Annotated in this window: 12 protein-coding genes and 1 pseudogene; 7 read left to right on the forward strand and 6 right to left on the reverse strand. The window is 46.5% G+C overall.

Translation table 11 applies throughout. The annotated features are described in order from the left end of the window. Nucleotides 1–96 precede the first annotated feature (96 nt). The 4 genes from QUB08_RS00570 to QUB08_RS00585 form a co-directional block, all read right to left on the reverse strand. Nucleotides 97–3,015 carry an S-layer family protein gene (locus QUB08_RS00570; RefSeq protein ID WP_333222530.1) on the reverse strand — a complete coding sequence of 973 codons (2,919 nt, stop codon included), beginning with the start codon at nucleotides 3,013–3,015 and terminating at the stop codon, nucleotides 97–99. Between the two features lie 65 nt (nucleotides 3,016–3,080). Continuing rightward, complete coding sequence (locus QUB08_RS00575; protein ID WP_333222532.1) at nucleotides 3,081–5,972, reverse strand: two-partner secretion domain-containing protein; 2,892 nt, start codon at nucleotides 5,970–5,972, stop codon at nucleotides 3,081–3,083. Nucleotides 5,973–6,037: 65 nt separating this feature from the next. Continuing rightward, nucleotides 6,038–9,034 (reverse strand): S-layer family protein, encoded by a 2,997-nt coding sequence (locus QUB08_RS00580; RefSeq protein WP_333222535.1) that lies wholly within the window; start codon nucleotides 9,032–9,034, stop codon nucleotides 6,038–6,040. Between the two features lie 52 nt (nucleotides 9,035–9,086). Next, nucleotides 9,087–9,704 carry a Uma2 family endonuclease gene (locus QUB08_RS00585; protein WP_333222538.1) on the reverse strand — a complete coding sequence of 206 codons (618 nt, stop codon included), beginning with the start codon at nucleotides 9,702–9,704 and terminating at the stop codon, nucleotides 9,087–9,089. Nucleotides 9,705–9,905: 201 nt separating this feature from the next. On the opposite strand from QUB08_RS00585, the gene QUB08_RS00590 reads away from it, so the two are divergent. From QUB08_RS00590 to QUB08_RS00620, 7 genes and pseudogenes are all read left to right on the forward strand, one after another. Continuing rightward, on the forward strand, nucleotides 9,906–10,196 hold the full coding sequence (locus QUB08_RS00590; RefSeq protein WP_333222540.1) for a hypothetical protein: 291 nt from the start codon (nucleotides 9,906–9,908) through the stop codon (nucleotides 10,194–10,196). A 131-nt stretch (nucleotides 10,197–10,327) separates the two neighbouring features. Beyond that, nucleotides 10,328–10,435, forward strand: a pseudogene (locus QUB08_RS00595) (DUF433 domain-containing protein); the annotation flags it as partial. 116 nt (nucleotides 10,436–10,551) lie between these two features. Next, nucleotides 10,552–10,692, forward strand: coding sequence for a hypothetical protein (locus QUB08_RS00600; protein ID WP_333222541.1), 141 nt, complete (start codon nucleotides 10,552–10,554; stop codon nucleotides 10,690–10,692). Then, nucleotides 10,689–10,871 carry a hypothetical protein gene (locus QUB08_RS00605; protein WP_333222543.1) on the forward strand — a complete coding sequence of 61 codons (183 nt, stop codon included), beginning with the start codon at nucleotides 10,689–10,691 and terminating at the stop codon, nucleotides 10,869–10,871. Before QUB08_RS00600 ends, QUB08_RS00605 begins: the two co-directional genes overlap by 4 nt. Next, on the forward strand, nucleotides 10,849–11,187 hold the full coding sequence (locus tag QUB08_RS00610) for a DUF433 domain-containing protein (protein WP_333222546.1): 339 nt from the start codon (nucleotides 10,849–10,851) through the stop codon (nucleotides 11,185–11,187). The genes QUB08_RS00605 and QUB08_RS00610 overlap by 23 nt, the downstream gene beginning before the upstream one ends. Next, nucleotides 11,181–11,531, forward strand: coding sequence for a DUF5615 family PIN-like protein (locus tag QUB08_RS00615; RefSeq protein ID WP_333222548.1), 351 nt, complete (start codon nucleotides 11,181–11,183; stop codon nucleotides 11,529–11,531). Before QUB08_RS00610 ends, QUB08_RS00615 begins: the two co-directional genes overlap by 7 nt. 575 nt (nucleotides 11,532–12,106) lie before the next feature. Then, nucleotides 12,107–13,000, forward strand: a complete 894-nt coding sequence (locus tag QUB08_RS00620; RefSeq protein WP_333222550.1) for a class I SAM-dependent methyltransferase — start codon at nucleotides 12,107–12,109, stop codon at nucleotides 12,998–13,000. A 1-nt stretch (nucleotide 13,001) separates the two neighbouring features. Here QUB08_RS00620 and QUB08_RS00625 read toward each other — a convergent pair whose 3' ends face one another. Both QUB08_RS00625 and QUB08_RS00630 read right to left on the reverse strand, forming a co-directional pair. After that, nucleotides 13,002–13,298 (reverse strand): hypothetical protein, encoded by a 297-nt coding sequence (locus QUB08_RS00625; RefSeq protein ID WP_333222552.1) that lies wholly within the window; start codon nucleotides 13,296–13,298, stop codon nucleotides 13,002–13,004. A 14-nt stretch (nucleotides 13,299–13,312) separates the two neighbouring features. Further along, nucleotides 13,313–15,496, reverse strand: a complete 2,184-nt coding sequence (locus QUB08_RS00630; RefSeq protein WP_333222555.1) for a ShlB/FhaC/HecB family hemolysin secretion/activation protein — start codon at nucleotides 15,494–15,496, stop codon at nucleotides 13,313–13,315. Nucleotides 15,497–15,954 lie beyond the last annotated feature (458 nt).

Here is a 15,954-nt window from a genome sequence, read left to right on the forward strand (position 1 = left end):
TCGGCCTGTTCCACAATAAAATTCATCTCTTGTGGAATGGGCCCCAGAGCCCGTTCTTGAGAATGGTGCAAGATGTGAGGTCAAAAAAACCTAATTTCAACGCGGCACACAACCCGAACTCAATCGAGGATTGCGAGAGTCAGCAGCATTACCCGGATTATATCCAACAAGCATAACTTCTCCTTTCGCATTCACCACCCAACCTTGCGCCGGAACAACTTCCCGATCCCGGATTTCCCCTTCTTCCTTCTTCCCTCGATCGGTTACATCGGTTAAATCCTCTACATTGCTTGTTGCCGAACTTCCGGCCTCTTCCACCCAAGGAAACGGCGATGGAGCGCTGCTGAGAACATCATTAGGACTGGGTGGCACTCCTCCTTTCCCAGTAGCAGTAAATGCGCTCTCGGCCTCTTGCGTGCAGGGATTGGCCGCAATTAAAGCAGCCGGATCGACCACATTTTGTGGCAGTTCCACTAAACCTTGAGCAGGATTCACCCCAGAAGCACTAAATGTAACACTACCTTGCAAAGCCGGGCCGCTACTTTGGGAAATCGCCGCAATATCGCTGGTAGGAATTAGAGAAGTCGGACTTACTTGCAACGCTGCAAATTGAGCATCAGTCAGTCCTAAACTACTCCTGGCTTGGTCGCGGTTAAGGCTTGTAAAGCCAAAGATATTTGGTACATTGACCGTAACTTGTCCGCCCCTAGCTGTGCGAGCATTAGCTGTAATATCACTATTTTCTCGCGGTAAAGCTACCAAAATATCGCTATTAATTCTGATATTACCGCCCTCAGAAATACCTGCATCCGTGGTGATTTGACTGCCGCGCCGCAACTGAATATCTTGCGCTTGCAGGTTAATATTAGCCCCTGTACCAGAGACAGTCGTGCCATCAATTATGCTTTTATTATCCAGGGAAATTGAGTTAGCTACAACGTTAATATTGCCAGCCCTACCTGTTCCTGAAGATTGAACGTTAACAACTGCACTATCCCGAAGAATCAATTGATTAGCATTCAAATTCAACGAGCCTGCATTTCCGCTAGCATTGGAATTGACAGCATTAAACGCCCTACCAACCGAGGCCTCAATTCCACTCCTCAACCCACTGTTACTCCCAATACCTTCCACTTGTAAGCGATCGGCATTAATTGTAATATCTCCTGCATCTGCTATACCCAAAGAAGCCGCAGAAATAACGCCGCCATTCTGCACAGTTAGTTTAGGTGTTGAGATGCGGATATCTCCACCTCTACCAGAACTTGCAGTTTGAGTAACAAAAGAACTTGCTACATAGCCCGCATTCTCCAAAAATCTTGACTCGCCACTCACTTCTATAGACTCGGAGGCTCTCACAGTTAAATTTCCTCCCGTCCCCCCACTTGTAGAAAACACGACTTCGCCAAAAATCGCACCAGTAGTTAAACTAATTGTGGCTCCATTAGAAACACTCAACCGCTTAGTGTCGATCGTAATATCCCCACCTTTTCCATTACCATCAAAAGTATTCGTGCCGAGCCGAGTTTGCCCTAGACCTACAGGAAGACTACCCGACAATTCCACAGATTCACTCGCTTTAATCGCGATATTCCCCGATGCTCCATCACTAAGGCTGAAGCTGGCAAACGCACCGCCATCGCGCAGTATTAACCGTTGCGCCTCAACAGTGATGTTTCCGCCTTGACCAGTGCTTTCGTTCGTTGTTCCGTTATAGAGCGTTGAACTGACGAGTTCGACGGTGTTGGCGCGGATAGTCAGATTTCCGCCATTCCCAGCACCAAAGGTGGGGGCACCGCCCACTACCCCATTGCTCATCAACAGCCGTCCGGCTTCAATGTTAATATCTCCGGCTGCTCCACTGCCAATAGCGCTAGTAAACAGAACAATTTGCGAAATAAAGGGGTTGCCTGTTCCAGATGTCTGAAAATTTTCTGTAAGCTGCTGATAGCCCTCAATTCCCAACCCGATCATTTCTACTGAGTCAGTAGCGCGGATGTTGATATCGCTTCCTCTCCCCTCTCCCAGTGTGGAGGCGAAAATTTGCGCCCCCCCCTCTAATCGTAAGTTTTGGGAATTGATATTAATGCCTCTACCATCAATATTTCCGAGTGTCAGTCCATAAATCCCTGAACCGTTAAGATTAATATTTCCACCTCGAATATCGACTTTCCCACCTCCTAATCCGCTAGTATTTATAAATGCACCGTTCATTTCAATATTGCCGAAGTTCTGAATATTGCGATAGTTTAAATTCATACCTAAAGCCGTTGGTTCAAATTGCACTAAACCTGGACGGTTGACACTACCGAGAAGAATTTGTCCGGTATAAGCTGTTAAATTTCCTCCTTGGAGTTGAATGTCACCGCCAATTAATGCTAAAGTTTGACCGGGGTCTACGGCTAAACCGAGTTTTTCAAACGCAGGAATTTCTATGGGGAGTGGCGGTAAGGCTGATGTAGGAGCCAGTGTTTGGGAAGAGTTGACAATTGTACCGGGATTGTCTCTAAACCTTAAACCCACAGGAATATTAATCGCTAACAAGGCCACTGCATTAGAATTAGCTGCACTAAATTCAAACCCATTATCAAAGAGAACGCCGCTACCAGTAGAACCGATAAATGAGCCGCGCAAATCTAACCGAGCATTGGGGCCAAAGACAATCCCTTTGGGGTTAATTAAAAACAAGTTACTGTTTCCCAAAACTCCCAGAGTTCCTAAAATATTAGAAGGGTTGCCACCAGTAACGCGGGTAAAAATATTCGCAATCCCGTTAGGATTGGCAAAATATGCGCCTCGTCCTTCACGGATGTTAAATTGTTGTAAACTGTGAAATAAATTCGCTCCGCGAGTTGCACCGCCTTCTATTCTGTCCGAGGGTAAGTTATTAATCGTGTCCGGAACTGTCCGCGAACTTTCTGTTCCCAAGCTATTATCGGGGATGATTTGGGCGACGCCGGGGAAAGGAAACAGCAGTAAGAACGCAAAAAATAGGGCGCAAGATTGGCGGGGCATCTTTTAATTCCTGTTAATTTAGTATTAGGAAAATAGCGACGGGTTAGCTCAAACCTGAAGAGTACCTATTGAGGTACGCAAACACCCGTCGGTTTCGGATTGCGAAGAGATGCACCATTACTTGAATTATACGCTACCAGCGTTACTTTTCCTTGCTCATCTATTACCCAACCTTGAGCGGGAATAATTTCTGTTGGCCGCATTTCTATGGAAGCTCTTGGACTTTCTATTTGCTGACTCTCACCTACCGCTGGTTCCACCCAAGGAAACGGGCTAGAATTGCTGCTGAGAACATCGTGAGGACTCGGTGGTAATCCCCCGCGCCCAGTCACAGTAAACTCGTTCTCTGCCCCTTGGATGCAGGGATTTGCAGCAATTAACGCAGCCGGATTCACCACATTTTGCGGCAGTTCCACTAAACCTTGAACGGGATTCACTCCAACAGAACTAAATGTTACCGCCCCTTGCAAAGCCGGGCCGCCACTTTGGGAAATCGCGGCGATGTCGCTGCTAGGAAGTAGAGAAGTAGGACTTACTTGTAACGCTGCAAATTGAGCATCTGTCAATCCCAAACTACCTCGAACCTGTTCGCGAGTGGCTGCTGTAAAACCAAAAACATTGGGGACATTAATATTAACCCTACCCCCTTGAGCCGATCGCGCATTAGCAGTAATATCACTATTTTCGTTGGGGAGGGCGACCAGAATATCGCTTTTAATGTTGATATTGCCACCCTCAGAAATACTGGCATCAGTTGTAATTCTGCTCCCTCGGCGCAACTGGACATCCCGTGCTTCAAGGTTAATATTTGCTCCGGGGCCGGATGCCGTTCTACCGTCAATGCTGCTTTGGTTGTCAAGGAAAATTGAGTCTGCTTTGACGTTAATGTTACCAGCCCGTCCCGATCCCAAAGCTTGCAGATTGAGTGTTCCTTCATTGCGAAGAATCAATTCCCCGACATTTAGATTCAACGAACCTCCGTTAGCCGTAGCGTTAGGATCTATAATGTCAGATGCAATCCCAACGGAAGTCTGAATTTGACTGTTAAATTCACCTTGACCCCCATTCCCAATAACTTCTACACGACCCGCATCAATTGTGATACTTCCGGCATCTCCTTGGCCTAAAGATGCAGTGCTAATAACTCCTCCATCCCGGAGAGTCAGTACAGGTGTAGAAATGTTAATACTCCCTCCCCGATTAGCAGTATTGGCATCAGCGCAGATGAAACTGGGATTCCGACTCCCGTTCGCCAAAACTCCGGAAAAACCCTCGACTGTTACTGACTCAGTGGCCCTAACTGTCAAATTACCTCCGGGCCCCCCAGTTGTATTCAACGGTTGGTTGCCCACAACTGCTCCGCTAGATAAACTAATTCCGCCTCCTTGGGAAATAATCAACCGCTTCGTGTCGATATTAATGTCCCCGGCTTGCCCATTCACACCGCTGGCAGTTGACCCAATTAAACTTGCTACGGGACTTCCAGTGGGAGTCCGCAGCACTTCTACTGATTCATTCGCTTTAATGTTGATATTCCCCGCTCCTCCTTCACCGCGGGCGAGGCTGATGAGAGCAGCACCATCGCTTACGGTTAAACCTTTTCCCTCAAAGGTGATATTTCCTCCCCTACCCGTACTCCCCAAAAGTGGGCCACTGTGGATTGCAGAAGCGACCATATCTAAAACCCCGGCACGGATGGTAATATTTCCGGCGTTGCCAGCACCTAACGTGGTGGTAGTCAATGCGCTTCCATTGTCTATTAACAGTTTTCCCGTATCAATCGTGAGGTTTCCGGCGGCTCCCATGCTATTAGTGCCAGTGATTAGGACAAGTTGGGGGTCAAAAGGGTCGAAAGAGCCAGATACCGTATACTGACCACCAAACACTCTATAGTTATCTAATCCTATTCCGAGCGTTTCTACTGAGTCGGTAGCCCGGATATTGACAGCGCCTCCCGCACCAATTCCTGCTGTCAGAGTGGATATTTGCGCTCCACCTTGGGCCCGAAAATTTTGAGCGTTAATATCGATACCCCTACCATCGATATTTCCCAAGGTCAGTGCATAAATTCGCCCATTATTTAGCCTGACATTTCCACCTAGAATCTCGACTTTCCCGCCACCAACTCCACTGGTATTGATCAGTGAGCCGTTGGTTATTTCAATATTACCAAAGTTGGAAATCTTGTCATAGTTTAAACTTAATCCAAATGGCGTTGCCCCCAATCCAACCATCCCCGGACTAGCGACGCTACCCAGCAAAATTTGTCCGGTTGATGCAGTGAGTGTTCCCTGATTTAATTCAAGATCTCCGCCCACGAGGGCGAGAGTTTGTCCGGGATCAACTGAAGCGCCCATGTTATTGAAAATCTGCGGGATTCCAGCAGGTAATTGTGGTAAAGTCAAGGCTGGTGCTGCTGAAGAGTTAATGATTTTTCCCGGATTTTCTCTGAAGTTTAAACCAATAGGTATATTGACATTTAACAGCGGTTGTGATTGGGGATTACTGCTGCTGAATTGATAGCCATTATCGAAAACTACGCTATCAGCAGAACTTGCTAAAAATGAACCACGTAAATCTAATCTCGCATTTGGGCCCAAGACAATTCCTTTGGGATTAAGTAAAAATAAGTTGGCATTTCCTTGGACTCCCAACACACCTAAAATATTAGAAGGATTGCCACCAGTAACACGAGTAAAAATATTGGCAATCCCGTTAGGATTGGCAAAATAAGCGGCGCGCCCTTCACCGACGTTAAATTCTCGGAAACTGTGAAATAAATTTACTCCGCGAGTTGCACCGCCTTCTATTCTGTCCGAGGGTAAGTTATTAATCGTGTCGGGAACTGTCCGCGAACTTTCTGCACCCAAGCTGCTATCGGGGATGATTTGGGCGACGCCGGGGACAGGAAACAGCAGTAAAAATGCAAAAAATAGGGCGCAAGATTGGCGGGGCATCTTTTAAGTCCTGTTAATTTAGTATTAGGAATAGGGCAAGGGGTTAGCTAAAAGCTGAAGAGTACCTATTGAGGTACGCAAACACCAGTCGGTTTCGGACTGCGAAGAGATGCACCACCACCAGAATTATAGGCTACCAGCGTTACTTGTCCTCGATCGTCCATTACCCAACCTTGAGCGGGAATAATTTCTGTTGGCCGAGTTTCTATGGATGCTCTTGGACTTTCTATTTGCTGACTCTCACCTACCGCTGGTTCCACCCAAGGAAACGGGCTAGAATTGCTGCTGAGAACATCGTGAGGACTCGGTGGTAATCCCCCGCGCCCAGTCACAGTAAACTCGTTCTCTGCCCCTTGGATGCAGGGATTTGCAGCAATTAACGCAGCCGGATTCACCACATTTTGCGGCAGTTCCACTAAACCTTGAACGGGATTCACTCCAACAGAACTAAATGTTACCGCCCCTTGCAAAGCCGGGCCGCCACTTTGGGAAATCGCGGCGATGTCGCTGCTAGGAAGTAGAGAAGTAGGACTTACTTGTAACGCTGCAAATTGAGCATCTGTCAATCCCAAACTACCTCGCACTTGTTCGCGGCTGGCTGCTGTAAAACCAAAAACATTGGGGACATTGATATTGACGCGGCCGCCGCCTGCGGTGCCGGCGTTGGCTGTAATGTCGCTGTTTTCTTGCGGGAGGGCGATAAGAATGTCGCTGTTGATGTTGATATTGCCGCCATCAGAAGTGCCTGCATCGGTGGTAATTCGGCTGTTGTGGCGCAACTGGATGTCTCGCGCTTGCAGGTTAATATTTGCTCCTGTACCGGATACAGTCGTACCGTCAATCCTCGCTTTGTTGTCAAGAGCGATCGAATTTGCGACAATATTGATATTACCAGCGCGTCCGGTTCCCGTAGCCTGCACTGTGACTGTAGCTCCATCTCGGACAATTAGTCGATCGGCATTCAGATTCAACGAACCGGCATTTGCCGTCGCATTAGGATTAGTACCAAATATCTTGCCCACCGAAGCATCAATTGTACTGACAAACAGACCATTATTTCCGCTGCCCCTGACCTCAATGCGATCGGCATTAACAGTAATATTTCCCACATCTCCCACCCCCAAAGAACTCGTAGAAACTACCGCCCCATCCCGCACGGTTAGGCTTGGCGTATCAATGCGAATATCCCCACCCGGACTAGAGCTCAAAGTTCCAGAACTAAAAGCACTAGCACTCTGAATTCCGCTGCTCAAAAGTTGAGAAATACCTGAAATTTCTACTGATTCAGTAGCCCTAACTGTTAAATTCCCAGCAGGCCCGCCCTCCTGAGAAAACAAAAACCTGCCAATTAACACACCCGTTCCTACTGTAAACGCAGAACCCCCAGAGAGAGTCAACCGCTTGGTATCAACGTTAATATTGCCCGCCCTGCCATTAGAGCCGATACTCAGCGTGCTAATTCCGGTTGACACAACTGTTGTCGGGCCACTGTTAGACAATTCTACTAATTCAGCAGCATTAATGTTGATATTCCCTGACGGGCCGCTGCTGTAACTCGTCGTAGTCAGAAGAGAACCGTCGCGCATAATTAATCTCGCGACATCAACACTAATGCTTCCTCCCGCACCCGTACTTTCTTTAGCTGTCCCGTTGTTAATTCCAGAACCCACCATCTCAAAAGTATTGGCACGAATGATTAAATTTCCGCCATTTCCACCACCAAAAGTGATACCGCTACCTACTACCCCATTGTTGAATAGCAGGCGGCCGGTATCGATCGTAATATTCCCCCCCGAACCAGCACCAGCACTAGCATTAAACAGCATCATTAGCGGGTCAAATGGGTCTGTAGTTCCCGATACCAAATATTTAATTGCAACCTCTTGATAGCCCTCAACTCCCAGCCCGATCATTTCTACTGAATCAGCAACGCGGAAATTGATATTTCCTCCTGCACCATCTCCTAGAGTCAGGGTAGAAAATTGCGTGCCGTTTTCCACTCGCAACTTTTGAGCGCTGATATCGATACCTCTACCATCAATATTTCCCAGTGTCAGCGCATAAATTCGCGCCCCGCTGAGGGCGACATTTCCACCTTTTAACTCTACTCTGCCACCACCAATTCCGCTGGTGTTGATCAGTGTTCCATCGGAGATTTGAATATTGCCGAAGTTTTGAATATTGTCATAATTTAAAGTTAAATTTCCCTTTTCTCCCGCTGTTAATGCAAAATTAACTAAACCGGGACTGGCTGTGCTACCGAGTAAAATTTGTCCGCCGCTGGCGGTTAAATTGCCACCTTGCAGTTGGATGTCGCCGCCAATCAGTGCTAAAGTTTGACCTGGTTCTACTGCTAAACCAACTCGATCGCTAATTGGGATTGGCACAGCAGAGGCTGGGAGGTTTAGCTTTCCTATAGCCGTCGATTGATTGACAATTGCACCGGAATTGTCTCTAAATCTTAAACCAACTGGAATATTAACGGTTAACAGCGGGGATGTTTGCGGGTTGGTGCTGTTGAATTCAAAGCCGTTATTAAACACAATACTGTCAGCAGTTGAACCGATAAACGAACCGCGCAAATCTAACCGCGCATTCGGCCCGAATATAATCCCTTTTGGGTTAATTAAAAATAAGTTGCCGTTGCCTAAAACTCCCAGAGTTCCTAAAATATTTGAAGAGTTTTGACCCGTAACGCGGGTGAAAATGTTGGTAATTCCGCTGGGATTTTCAAAATAAGCTCCCCGCCCTTCACGGATGTTAAATTCGCGCAAGCTGTGAAAGAGGTTAACGCCGCGAATTGCACCGCCAGTGATTCTATCTGAGGGTAAGTTGTTGATAGTATCGGGAACTGTGCGTGAACTTTCCGAACCCAGGGTATTATCGGGGATGATTTGGGCGAAGGTTTTCGAGGGAAATAGCAACAGGAAAGCAAACAGTAGGGAGTAACTTACGGGCGGGCAAGATGCCCACACCACAGTAAAATCTAGTATTTGTGGAACAGGCCTCTTGCCTGTTTTTGAGAATGGTGAAAATAGTAAACAGTAATGGAATGGAGGCATAAAAACACTCTTGCCCGGATAAATTTTATCGGTGTAATCTCATCTCGTTGCTCTAAATGTTTTGAATTTGGCTGCTGAGTACAAGTTGCTCTACAGTAATTTCTAGTTCCGGAAAAGTTTTAGAGAGAATGCGCTCATTACCTGTAAAACTTTGAACTAAATAGCGGTCATTTTCCAAAGAGTAAACAAAAACTGTGGGAATTTTGGGATTTCCTAGATAAGCCCTAGAAGCGATCGCTAAATAGTCCACAATCCAATACTCACAAATGCCGAGGCGTTGATACTCATCTAGCTTATCAACATAGTCGTCCTCCCAGTTAGTCGAGGTAACTTCCACTGCTAATTGGATAGGTTCGGTAATGGCTCCATAGCCGAGTGCATTGCTATTCCATACTGACGCCTTAACCACGCCTACATCAGGATTTCTGCCTTGCTCTTGCCCTGAAGCTTTTACAGTTCTGATAACTATATCTTTGTCAACGATATAGTCAAGTCCCAAGCGCCTGATTTCATCGTTAAAGCCAAATACTAGAAATCTTGCCACATTTTTATGAGCTCTGGTTGCTTCCACTTTGACAATCTCCCCATTTACAAGTTCATAGATCCCCGATCCTTCTGGGTAATTTTGCAGGAAGTCTGCAAAAGTGAGTTTAGTTTTTGTCTGAACCATAAGACAAGCCCTCTTGTGTTAACTAGGTTAGGATTTATATCGTTTCCGGTTCCATCATAATTATATATTTGGATCGTATCAGTGCGATCGTCCCAGTGTTCGATCGCCTCTCTTTTACCCCTAAAGTGGACTTTGCCCAAAGATAATAAAGAGAGCTTTTTTCAATGCGACGTTTGAAGGTAACTCAGAGGAGGAACAGTCATGAGCTTGAATGAGTTGCCGGGAGCGGAGCTAATTCTACCTGGATTGGACGATCTTCATCATGGTAAGACGAATACACTTGGGTCATTGTTAGTCGCGATCGCAGCAACGCGCCTAGCTGAAGCCGGCTTAGATGTTCCTAAAGATCGTCTAGCAGCAGAGCCAGAACTGACCCTGTATGCTCTTCTTGAAGATGAACGGGATGATGCCTACGTCTATTACAATGCTTTGCTGAATCGTCTGAATAGCTTTTGCAACGCACTTGAACTTCGTTATATGTATAAGCTATGAGAATTGGATTACGCTAGTTCAAAAAACTTTTGCGCGATCGTATTAAAAACAAGATTGACAACCTTGCCAGATCGGCAGCCCTAGGCTAAGATTTGGCAAAGGTCGAGAACACAATGACGATAATTCCAACTATGAACTACCGAAAGCATATCACGATAGAACCAAATAAACGCGGTGGTAAGCCTTGTGTACGCGGCTTGCGAATTACGGTTTATGAAGTGCTTGACTACCTGGCTTCTAGATAGGCTTTAGATACGAAGGATTAATTAGGAAAACTCAAATGGCAATTAACACTTCTTTAGAGGAACGGCTTGCAGCAGTGGAAGCAGCGCTCGCATAGTTGCAGAAGCAAATTGTGGCTTCTCAACCGACGAATTGGTTGCAACAAATCATAGGGTCTTTCAAAGATGAACCTGCCTTTGAGGAGCTACTTGCCTATGGACGAGCGATTCGCAAAGGGGATGAGTCTCTCCTCGAAGCTGAAGATGAGCTATGAAATATTTATTGGATACAGATCATCTGAGTATTTTTCAACGTCAAGCAGGGATAGATTTTAGCAACCTTTCGACGCGCATGGCTCAGTACCCACTATCAGAATTCCAAACGGCTAGGAAGATTTGCTACTATTGGGATATTGAATTTGAAGATGCTTATGACACTGACAATCGTGGCTGAACTTGCTCCTTTAAATGCAAATGAAGATGGTGTGATTCTCGTCGGAAAAACTCGCGTTACATTAGATACTGTAATCGCTGTCTTTCAGCAGGGCGCGACCGCAGAGGAAACTGTTTATCGCTATCCGTCTCTGAATCTAGCTGACGTTTATGCCACGATCGCCTTCTATCTCAAGCACGAATCGGAAGTAGAAGCTTACTTGCAACAGCGACGGCAGCAATCTCAAGAGATTCGCGCTATGAATCAAGCAAAATTCGACCCACAAGGCTTGCGCGATCGCCTGCTTGCCCGCAGAACAATGCAAGAACCATGTTAAAACTTCTTGCTGATGAAAACTTCGATAATACGATCGTTCGAGGGTTATTTCGCCGTAACCTAAAGCTCGACATCGTTCGTGTACAAGATGTTGGGCTGTCAGGGAAAGATGATCCAACCGTTTTAGAGTGGGCAGCGCAGGAAGGACGTATTCTGCTGACTCACGATGTCGCTACGATTACTCGCTATGCCTACGATCGAGTGAGGCAAAGTCAGCCGATGCCAGGGGTGATCGAAATTAGCACGGATGCTCCGATCGGACGAGTGATTGAGGATATTGTTGTCCTTGTAGAGTGCAGTCAGGAGGGAGAGTTGGAAGGTCAAATTCAGTACCTCCCGTGGTGAAGCGGTCTAATACTGAAATTTATACAAATGAATATGGGGGGAATAATTACGGTGATTCGAGCGTGAGTAAGTTCTGATGAATGTCTCAATTTTTCAGATCGCCGAGGGTATTAGCTCGACCATTGGTGACAATTTAAGACTTAATTGCATTTGTCAATCAGTAATATTACTCAAAAAAACTGCTTTTTTAGGAGTGGAAAATTCACGATTTGAGAGGGAGTAAGTATAAATACTACCATCGGCATGATTCCTCGATCGCCCAAATCTCAGTTTTATGCCCAAAATCCGAGTAAATGTTGAGCATAATTGCTGATTGACAAATGCTTTCTTAGCTTAACTTGTTACCAATGTAGCTCGACTCTCTTTCACCCATCAAGTTAAGTGCTTGAGGCGAATCGTGCGGCGAACTCGATCTAGAAAAGGAGATTCTGATGGAAAGTAAGAAAGGGTGGACATACATCATCTATCTGTAGTAGTATTTTATCATATCCAGTATTGCACCGCAACTGCGATACGTTAGCCAAAAAACGCACATTGGGCTTGGGTAGAGTTCACAACTGCAAGGTGAGAGAATAATGAATTATCACTTAGACTTCCTAAAATTTTTGATTCAAAAAGGCGGCCCCAATCACGAAGATTACGCAGAACTAGACTCGTGGCTAGAAGAAACTTCAGATCATATAAAAGCTGGAAAAATAACACAAGTTCAAAGATCAGAATTATTATCGATACTTGGTGATGCCGCCACAATCGAAACATTACAAGGTTTTGTTTTAAAAAAACCGCATGGCTACGCTGGCGACTTTGAAATTATCAATAAGATTTATATAAAATATACCTCTTCGCAACCCCACTTAACCAAGTGGGACAATTATTTTCATACACATACAGCAACTGAAGCTGTTCGCAATCGCGTAGGTTATTTTTCCAATCAAGTAGCAGACGCGGCGACCAACTCAAAAGGTGATCAAGCTCAAATACTAAACGTAGCAAGCGGGCCAGGTCGTGACATGCTTCACTTTTTCCAAAACAACCCAGACTTATCGGAAAAGGTTCAATTTGACTGCATAGAACAAGATAAAAATGCAATCAACTTCGCAAAAAATATCTGTTCTGCCTATTTAGACAAAATCACGTTTATTCAGAAAAATGCACTTCGATTCACAACTGAAAAACGATATAGTTTAATTTGGTCCGCCGGGTTATTTGATTACTTTGATGACAAGATATTTGTATTCCTTCTCTCGCGTTTAAAGAATATGCTCGCACCAGAAGGAAGCGTAGTCATCGGTAATTTTTGTGCTACAAATCCTAGTAAAGCGTATATGAGTTTATTTGAGTGGAATCTACATCACCGAAGCCCAAACACACTGCGGTCATTGGCTATAAAAGCTGGTTTTTCGGAACAGCATATAAAAGTACAACGTGAGCCATCAGAAGTTAACTTATTTCTTCATGTTAAAATATAGGCTAACTTCCCGTTGCACCTGACGCCAGCAAAAGCTTGCGCCGGAGGCGGAAGCTTTTGCTGGCGCAGGTGAACTTTGCGTTATGCCGCGTCGCTTTTTGAGCATTCGTCAATCCCGTTGCACCTCGACTATTCATGCCTTCATACAGCCGATGATCGCCCATCAACGTCCTAATACAACATCCGGTTGCGATATCCCACAGCTTAATCGTGCGATCGAGGCCGCCAGTTAATAAAATTTGACCGTCAGCGCTAAAGATGAAAGTGTTGGGCGAAGCGTAGGGTTCGATCGCGCTCAACCCAACTTAGCAATTTAAAACGGAAAATAATTGATTCTAAAGTAGATGCCTTTTTCCTGCAAAGTTCGATCGCCCGATCGAGCATTGATCAAAGGAATACCATAGTCTAAACGCACATTCAACCGATCGCCCATCTGCCAAATCAGCCCCAAACCCGCACCCAGCAGTTTATCCGAGTCAGGATTCGCCTTTTCTCCTGAATGGTTCCACCCTAGCCCAAAATCGATAAACGGAGCGACTTGCAACAATCCCTGGACTTCCGGGACACGCCAAACCGGAATTCGCACTTCAGCAGAGGCGATCGCACCGCTATCAGTTAACAGCAAATCTTGGCGGTATCCGCGCACGCTTTGAACGCCGCCGATCCCGATTTGTTCGAGGGAAAGCAGGGGGCGATCGGCTAATTGAACGTCAGAACGCACAATCAGCAAGGTTTCCGGCGCTAACAGCCGCACGTACTGCGCTTGTCCGCGCCACGCCAGAAAACTGCTGTCCGGCCCGCTATCGTTCGCAGTAGCGCCGAACAGATTAGTGCCGACGGAAAACTGCGATCGCGCCGCGAACACTTGGTTGGAACTCCGCTGCACATATTCTTGAAAAAAGCGCACAGCCGAAACCCGGGTTTCGCCGCGCTCGTTTGCTCCCGCCGAAAGCGCAAATCGTTCCCCCGACAGGAATGTATCGCTTTCTTGCCGCGAAAAACTCAGTCCCAAAGCCAAAGTGCGATCGGGCTTTTCGACAATCGGCTGGCGGTAAGTTAACTCGTAGGTGCGCGATTTCCCCTCGATTTGTGCACGATCAAACGGTTCCTCGATGATATTGGTGCTAGCAGCACTCGCAGCGAACCCAATCGTGCCGTTGCGCGCGTTGACGGGGACTGTGTAGCTGCCGTTGAATTCGTTGCTGCCGTCGGTGTTAGCATAAGATACCTCTAATCCGTCGCCCAAACCGAGCAAATTTGCTTGATTGATGCGAACACCGCGCCGAAAACTGCCGACGCTGGGCGATCGATTGTTGTCTGCGAACACTTCAGCGCTAAAGCTGTCTGCTTCTTTTACCCGCACTTCTAAGCGGCTGTTTTCCGGGCGGCTTCCGGCTTGGAGTTCGGCAGAAATATTGCCAATTAAGGGGTTTAGTTGCAGCAGTTGCAAGGCTTCCAGCAGGCGTTCGCGGTTGAGGGGCCGTCTGGTAGCGCGCTCAAGGCGCGATCGCACGTAATTTGAATTTAAGCGCCTGTTTCCAGTAATCACAATTTCATCTAATCCGCCTTCGACAATCCTAATTTTCACCACACCTCCGTCTCTCGGAAAGGTTTGGTTGGCAAGAATTACAGCGCCGGAATTGATGTATCCTGCGGCTACATATTTTTGAGTGACGGCTGCTTCGGCTGCGATCAGTTCGGCAAAAGTGATTTCGCGGCCCGCAAACTGTTGCGTAACTTCTGCGAGTTCGCGATCGCTAAAAGCTGTGTTGCCCTCAAATTCAAAGCGATCGACCCTAATTGTACCTATAATCCCCGGTCTAGCATCGCCGGGAACAGGTGTTAGCGGGGTTGGTTGGAGGGGAGACGGCGGGGGAGGTTGCGGTGCTGTTGGTGGAGGTAATTCCGGCTCTCTGGGCAGAATTGGGTTCGGCAGTTGGCTTAGCCGCGAATCTTGAGCGGCATCTAAATCAGTTTTTTTTGTGTCAACATTTTTTTCTAGCTTTTGATTTGAGTTAAAAAGCTCGGTTTCTTGAGTTTTTGTGCTGAATGTGCGATCCTCTCCGAGGGCTTCGCTAACGGGCTGAGATGTTGCACCATTGTCAATCAGCCTTTTACGGGCGGGCAGGATGCCCACCCCACAATCAAACTCACTCCTTGTGGAACAGGCATCTTGTCTGTTCTTGACAATGGTGTAAGATGTCACATCGACTGAATTTCCTGCAGACGGCGGTAAGTCGGAAGTTTCCGCCGCCACCGAGTGTTCTGACTCTGTGGGTAACTGCGTTTCCTCGTCTTTTACGGGCAAGTCTTCGCGTTTGTCAAGATTAGTATCGGGAAGGAAAGCTCGATCGTCTCTGCTGCTAACTGCGGCCAAATCCTCAACATTTGAGGTCAAAATTTCAACTGTGCTAGCGGAGGTTTTCGCAGGTGTTCCCAGCCCAACTAACCCAAAGATTCCAGCGAGTAAAAATAGTTTTTGCGATCGACAAGCCATAGGATATAATTATTATCTCGCTTAAGTGGGGGAAAATATTTTCAGGAAGTCAGCACCCTCAAGTAAAAATCAATCTTAACAGCCAAAAAGGAAACAGCCGTCGCAGCCAACAGTTTCGGCGACGGCTAGAAACCAAAAGGTCGATCAACGGCTGTTCATTTCCCAAGACTTACGCTTCAATCGGGTGATTATCCGAAAAAATATCGTGTAAGTCGATCGTAAACAGTAAAAAAAACCAAAATTTTTTGGTTGCAAAACCTACCCTTTCATGGTAATGCAGCGAGCAGAATAGTCCTGGACGCCAGGGTAAACCAGAAACCGGGTTGTGTCCGAAAATACGCGCTACAACTGATATCTGGCACCATTCTCAATAATTTTTTTATAAACAGGCAAGATGCCCGTTCCACAAGAGATAAATTTTCTTGTGGAACAGGCATCTTGCCTGTTCTGAAGAATGG

This window comes from Microcoleus sp. BR0-C5 (genome assembly GCF_036705045.1).
In the GTDB taxonomy this organism is placed as follows: domain Bacteria; phylum Cyanobacteriota; class Cyanobacteriia; order Cyanobacteriales; family Microcoleaceae; genus Microcoleus.

Coding starts and splice junctions, on each gene's coding strand:
- QUB08_RS00575 (WP_333222532.1), bottom strand. CDS start 5,972: ATGCCCCGCCAATCTTGCGCCCTATTTTTTGCATTTTTACTGCTGTTT.
- QUB08_RS00605 (WP_333222543.1), top strand. CDS start 10,689: ATGAAATATTTATTGGATACAGATCATCTGAGTATTTTTCAACGTCAA.
- QUB08_RS00580 (WP_333222535.1), bottom strand. CDS start 9,034: ATGCCTCCATTCCATTACTGTTTACTATTTTCACCATTCTCAAAAACA.
- QUB08_RS00570 (WP_333222530.1), bottom strand. CDS start 3,015: ATGCCCCGCCAATCTTGCGCCCTATTTTTTGCGTTCTTACTGCTGTTT.
- QUB08_RS00610 (WP_333222546.1), top strand. CDS start 10,849: ATGACACTGACAATCGTGGCTGAACTTGCTCCTTTAAATGCAAATGAA.
- QUB08_RS00590 (WP_333222540.1), top strand. CDS start 9,906: ATGAGCTTGAATGAGTTGCCGGGAGCGGAGCTAATTCTACCTGGATTG.
- QUB08_RS00620 (WP_333222550.1), top strand. CDS start 12,107: ATGAATTATCACTTAGACTTCCTAAAATTTTTGATTCAAAAAGGCGGC.
- QUB08_RS00615 (WP_333222548.1), top strand. CDS start 11,181: ATGTTAAAACTTCTTGCTGATGAAAACTTCGATAATACGATCGTTCGA.
- QUB08_RS00630 (WP_333222555.1), bottom strand. CDS start 15,496: ATGGCTTGTCGATCGCAAAAACTATTTTTACTCGCTGGAATCTTTGGG.
- QUB08_RS00585 (WP_333222538.1), bottom strand. CDS start 9,704: ATGGTTCAGACAAAAACTAAACTCACTTTTGCAGACTTCCTGCAAAAT.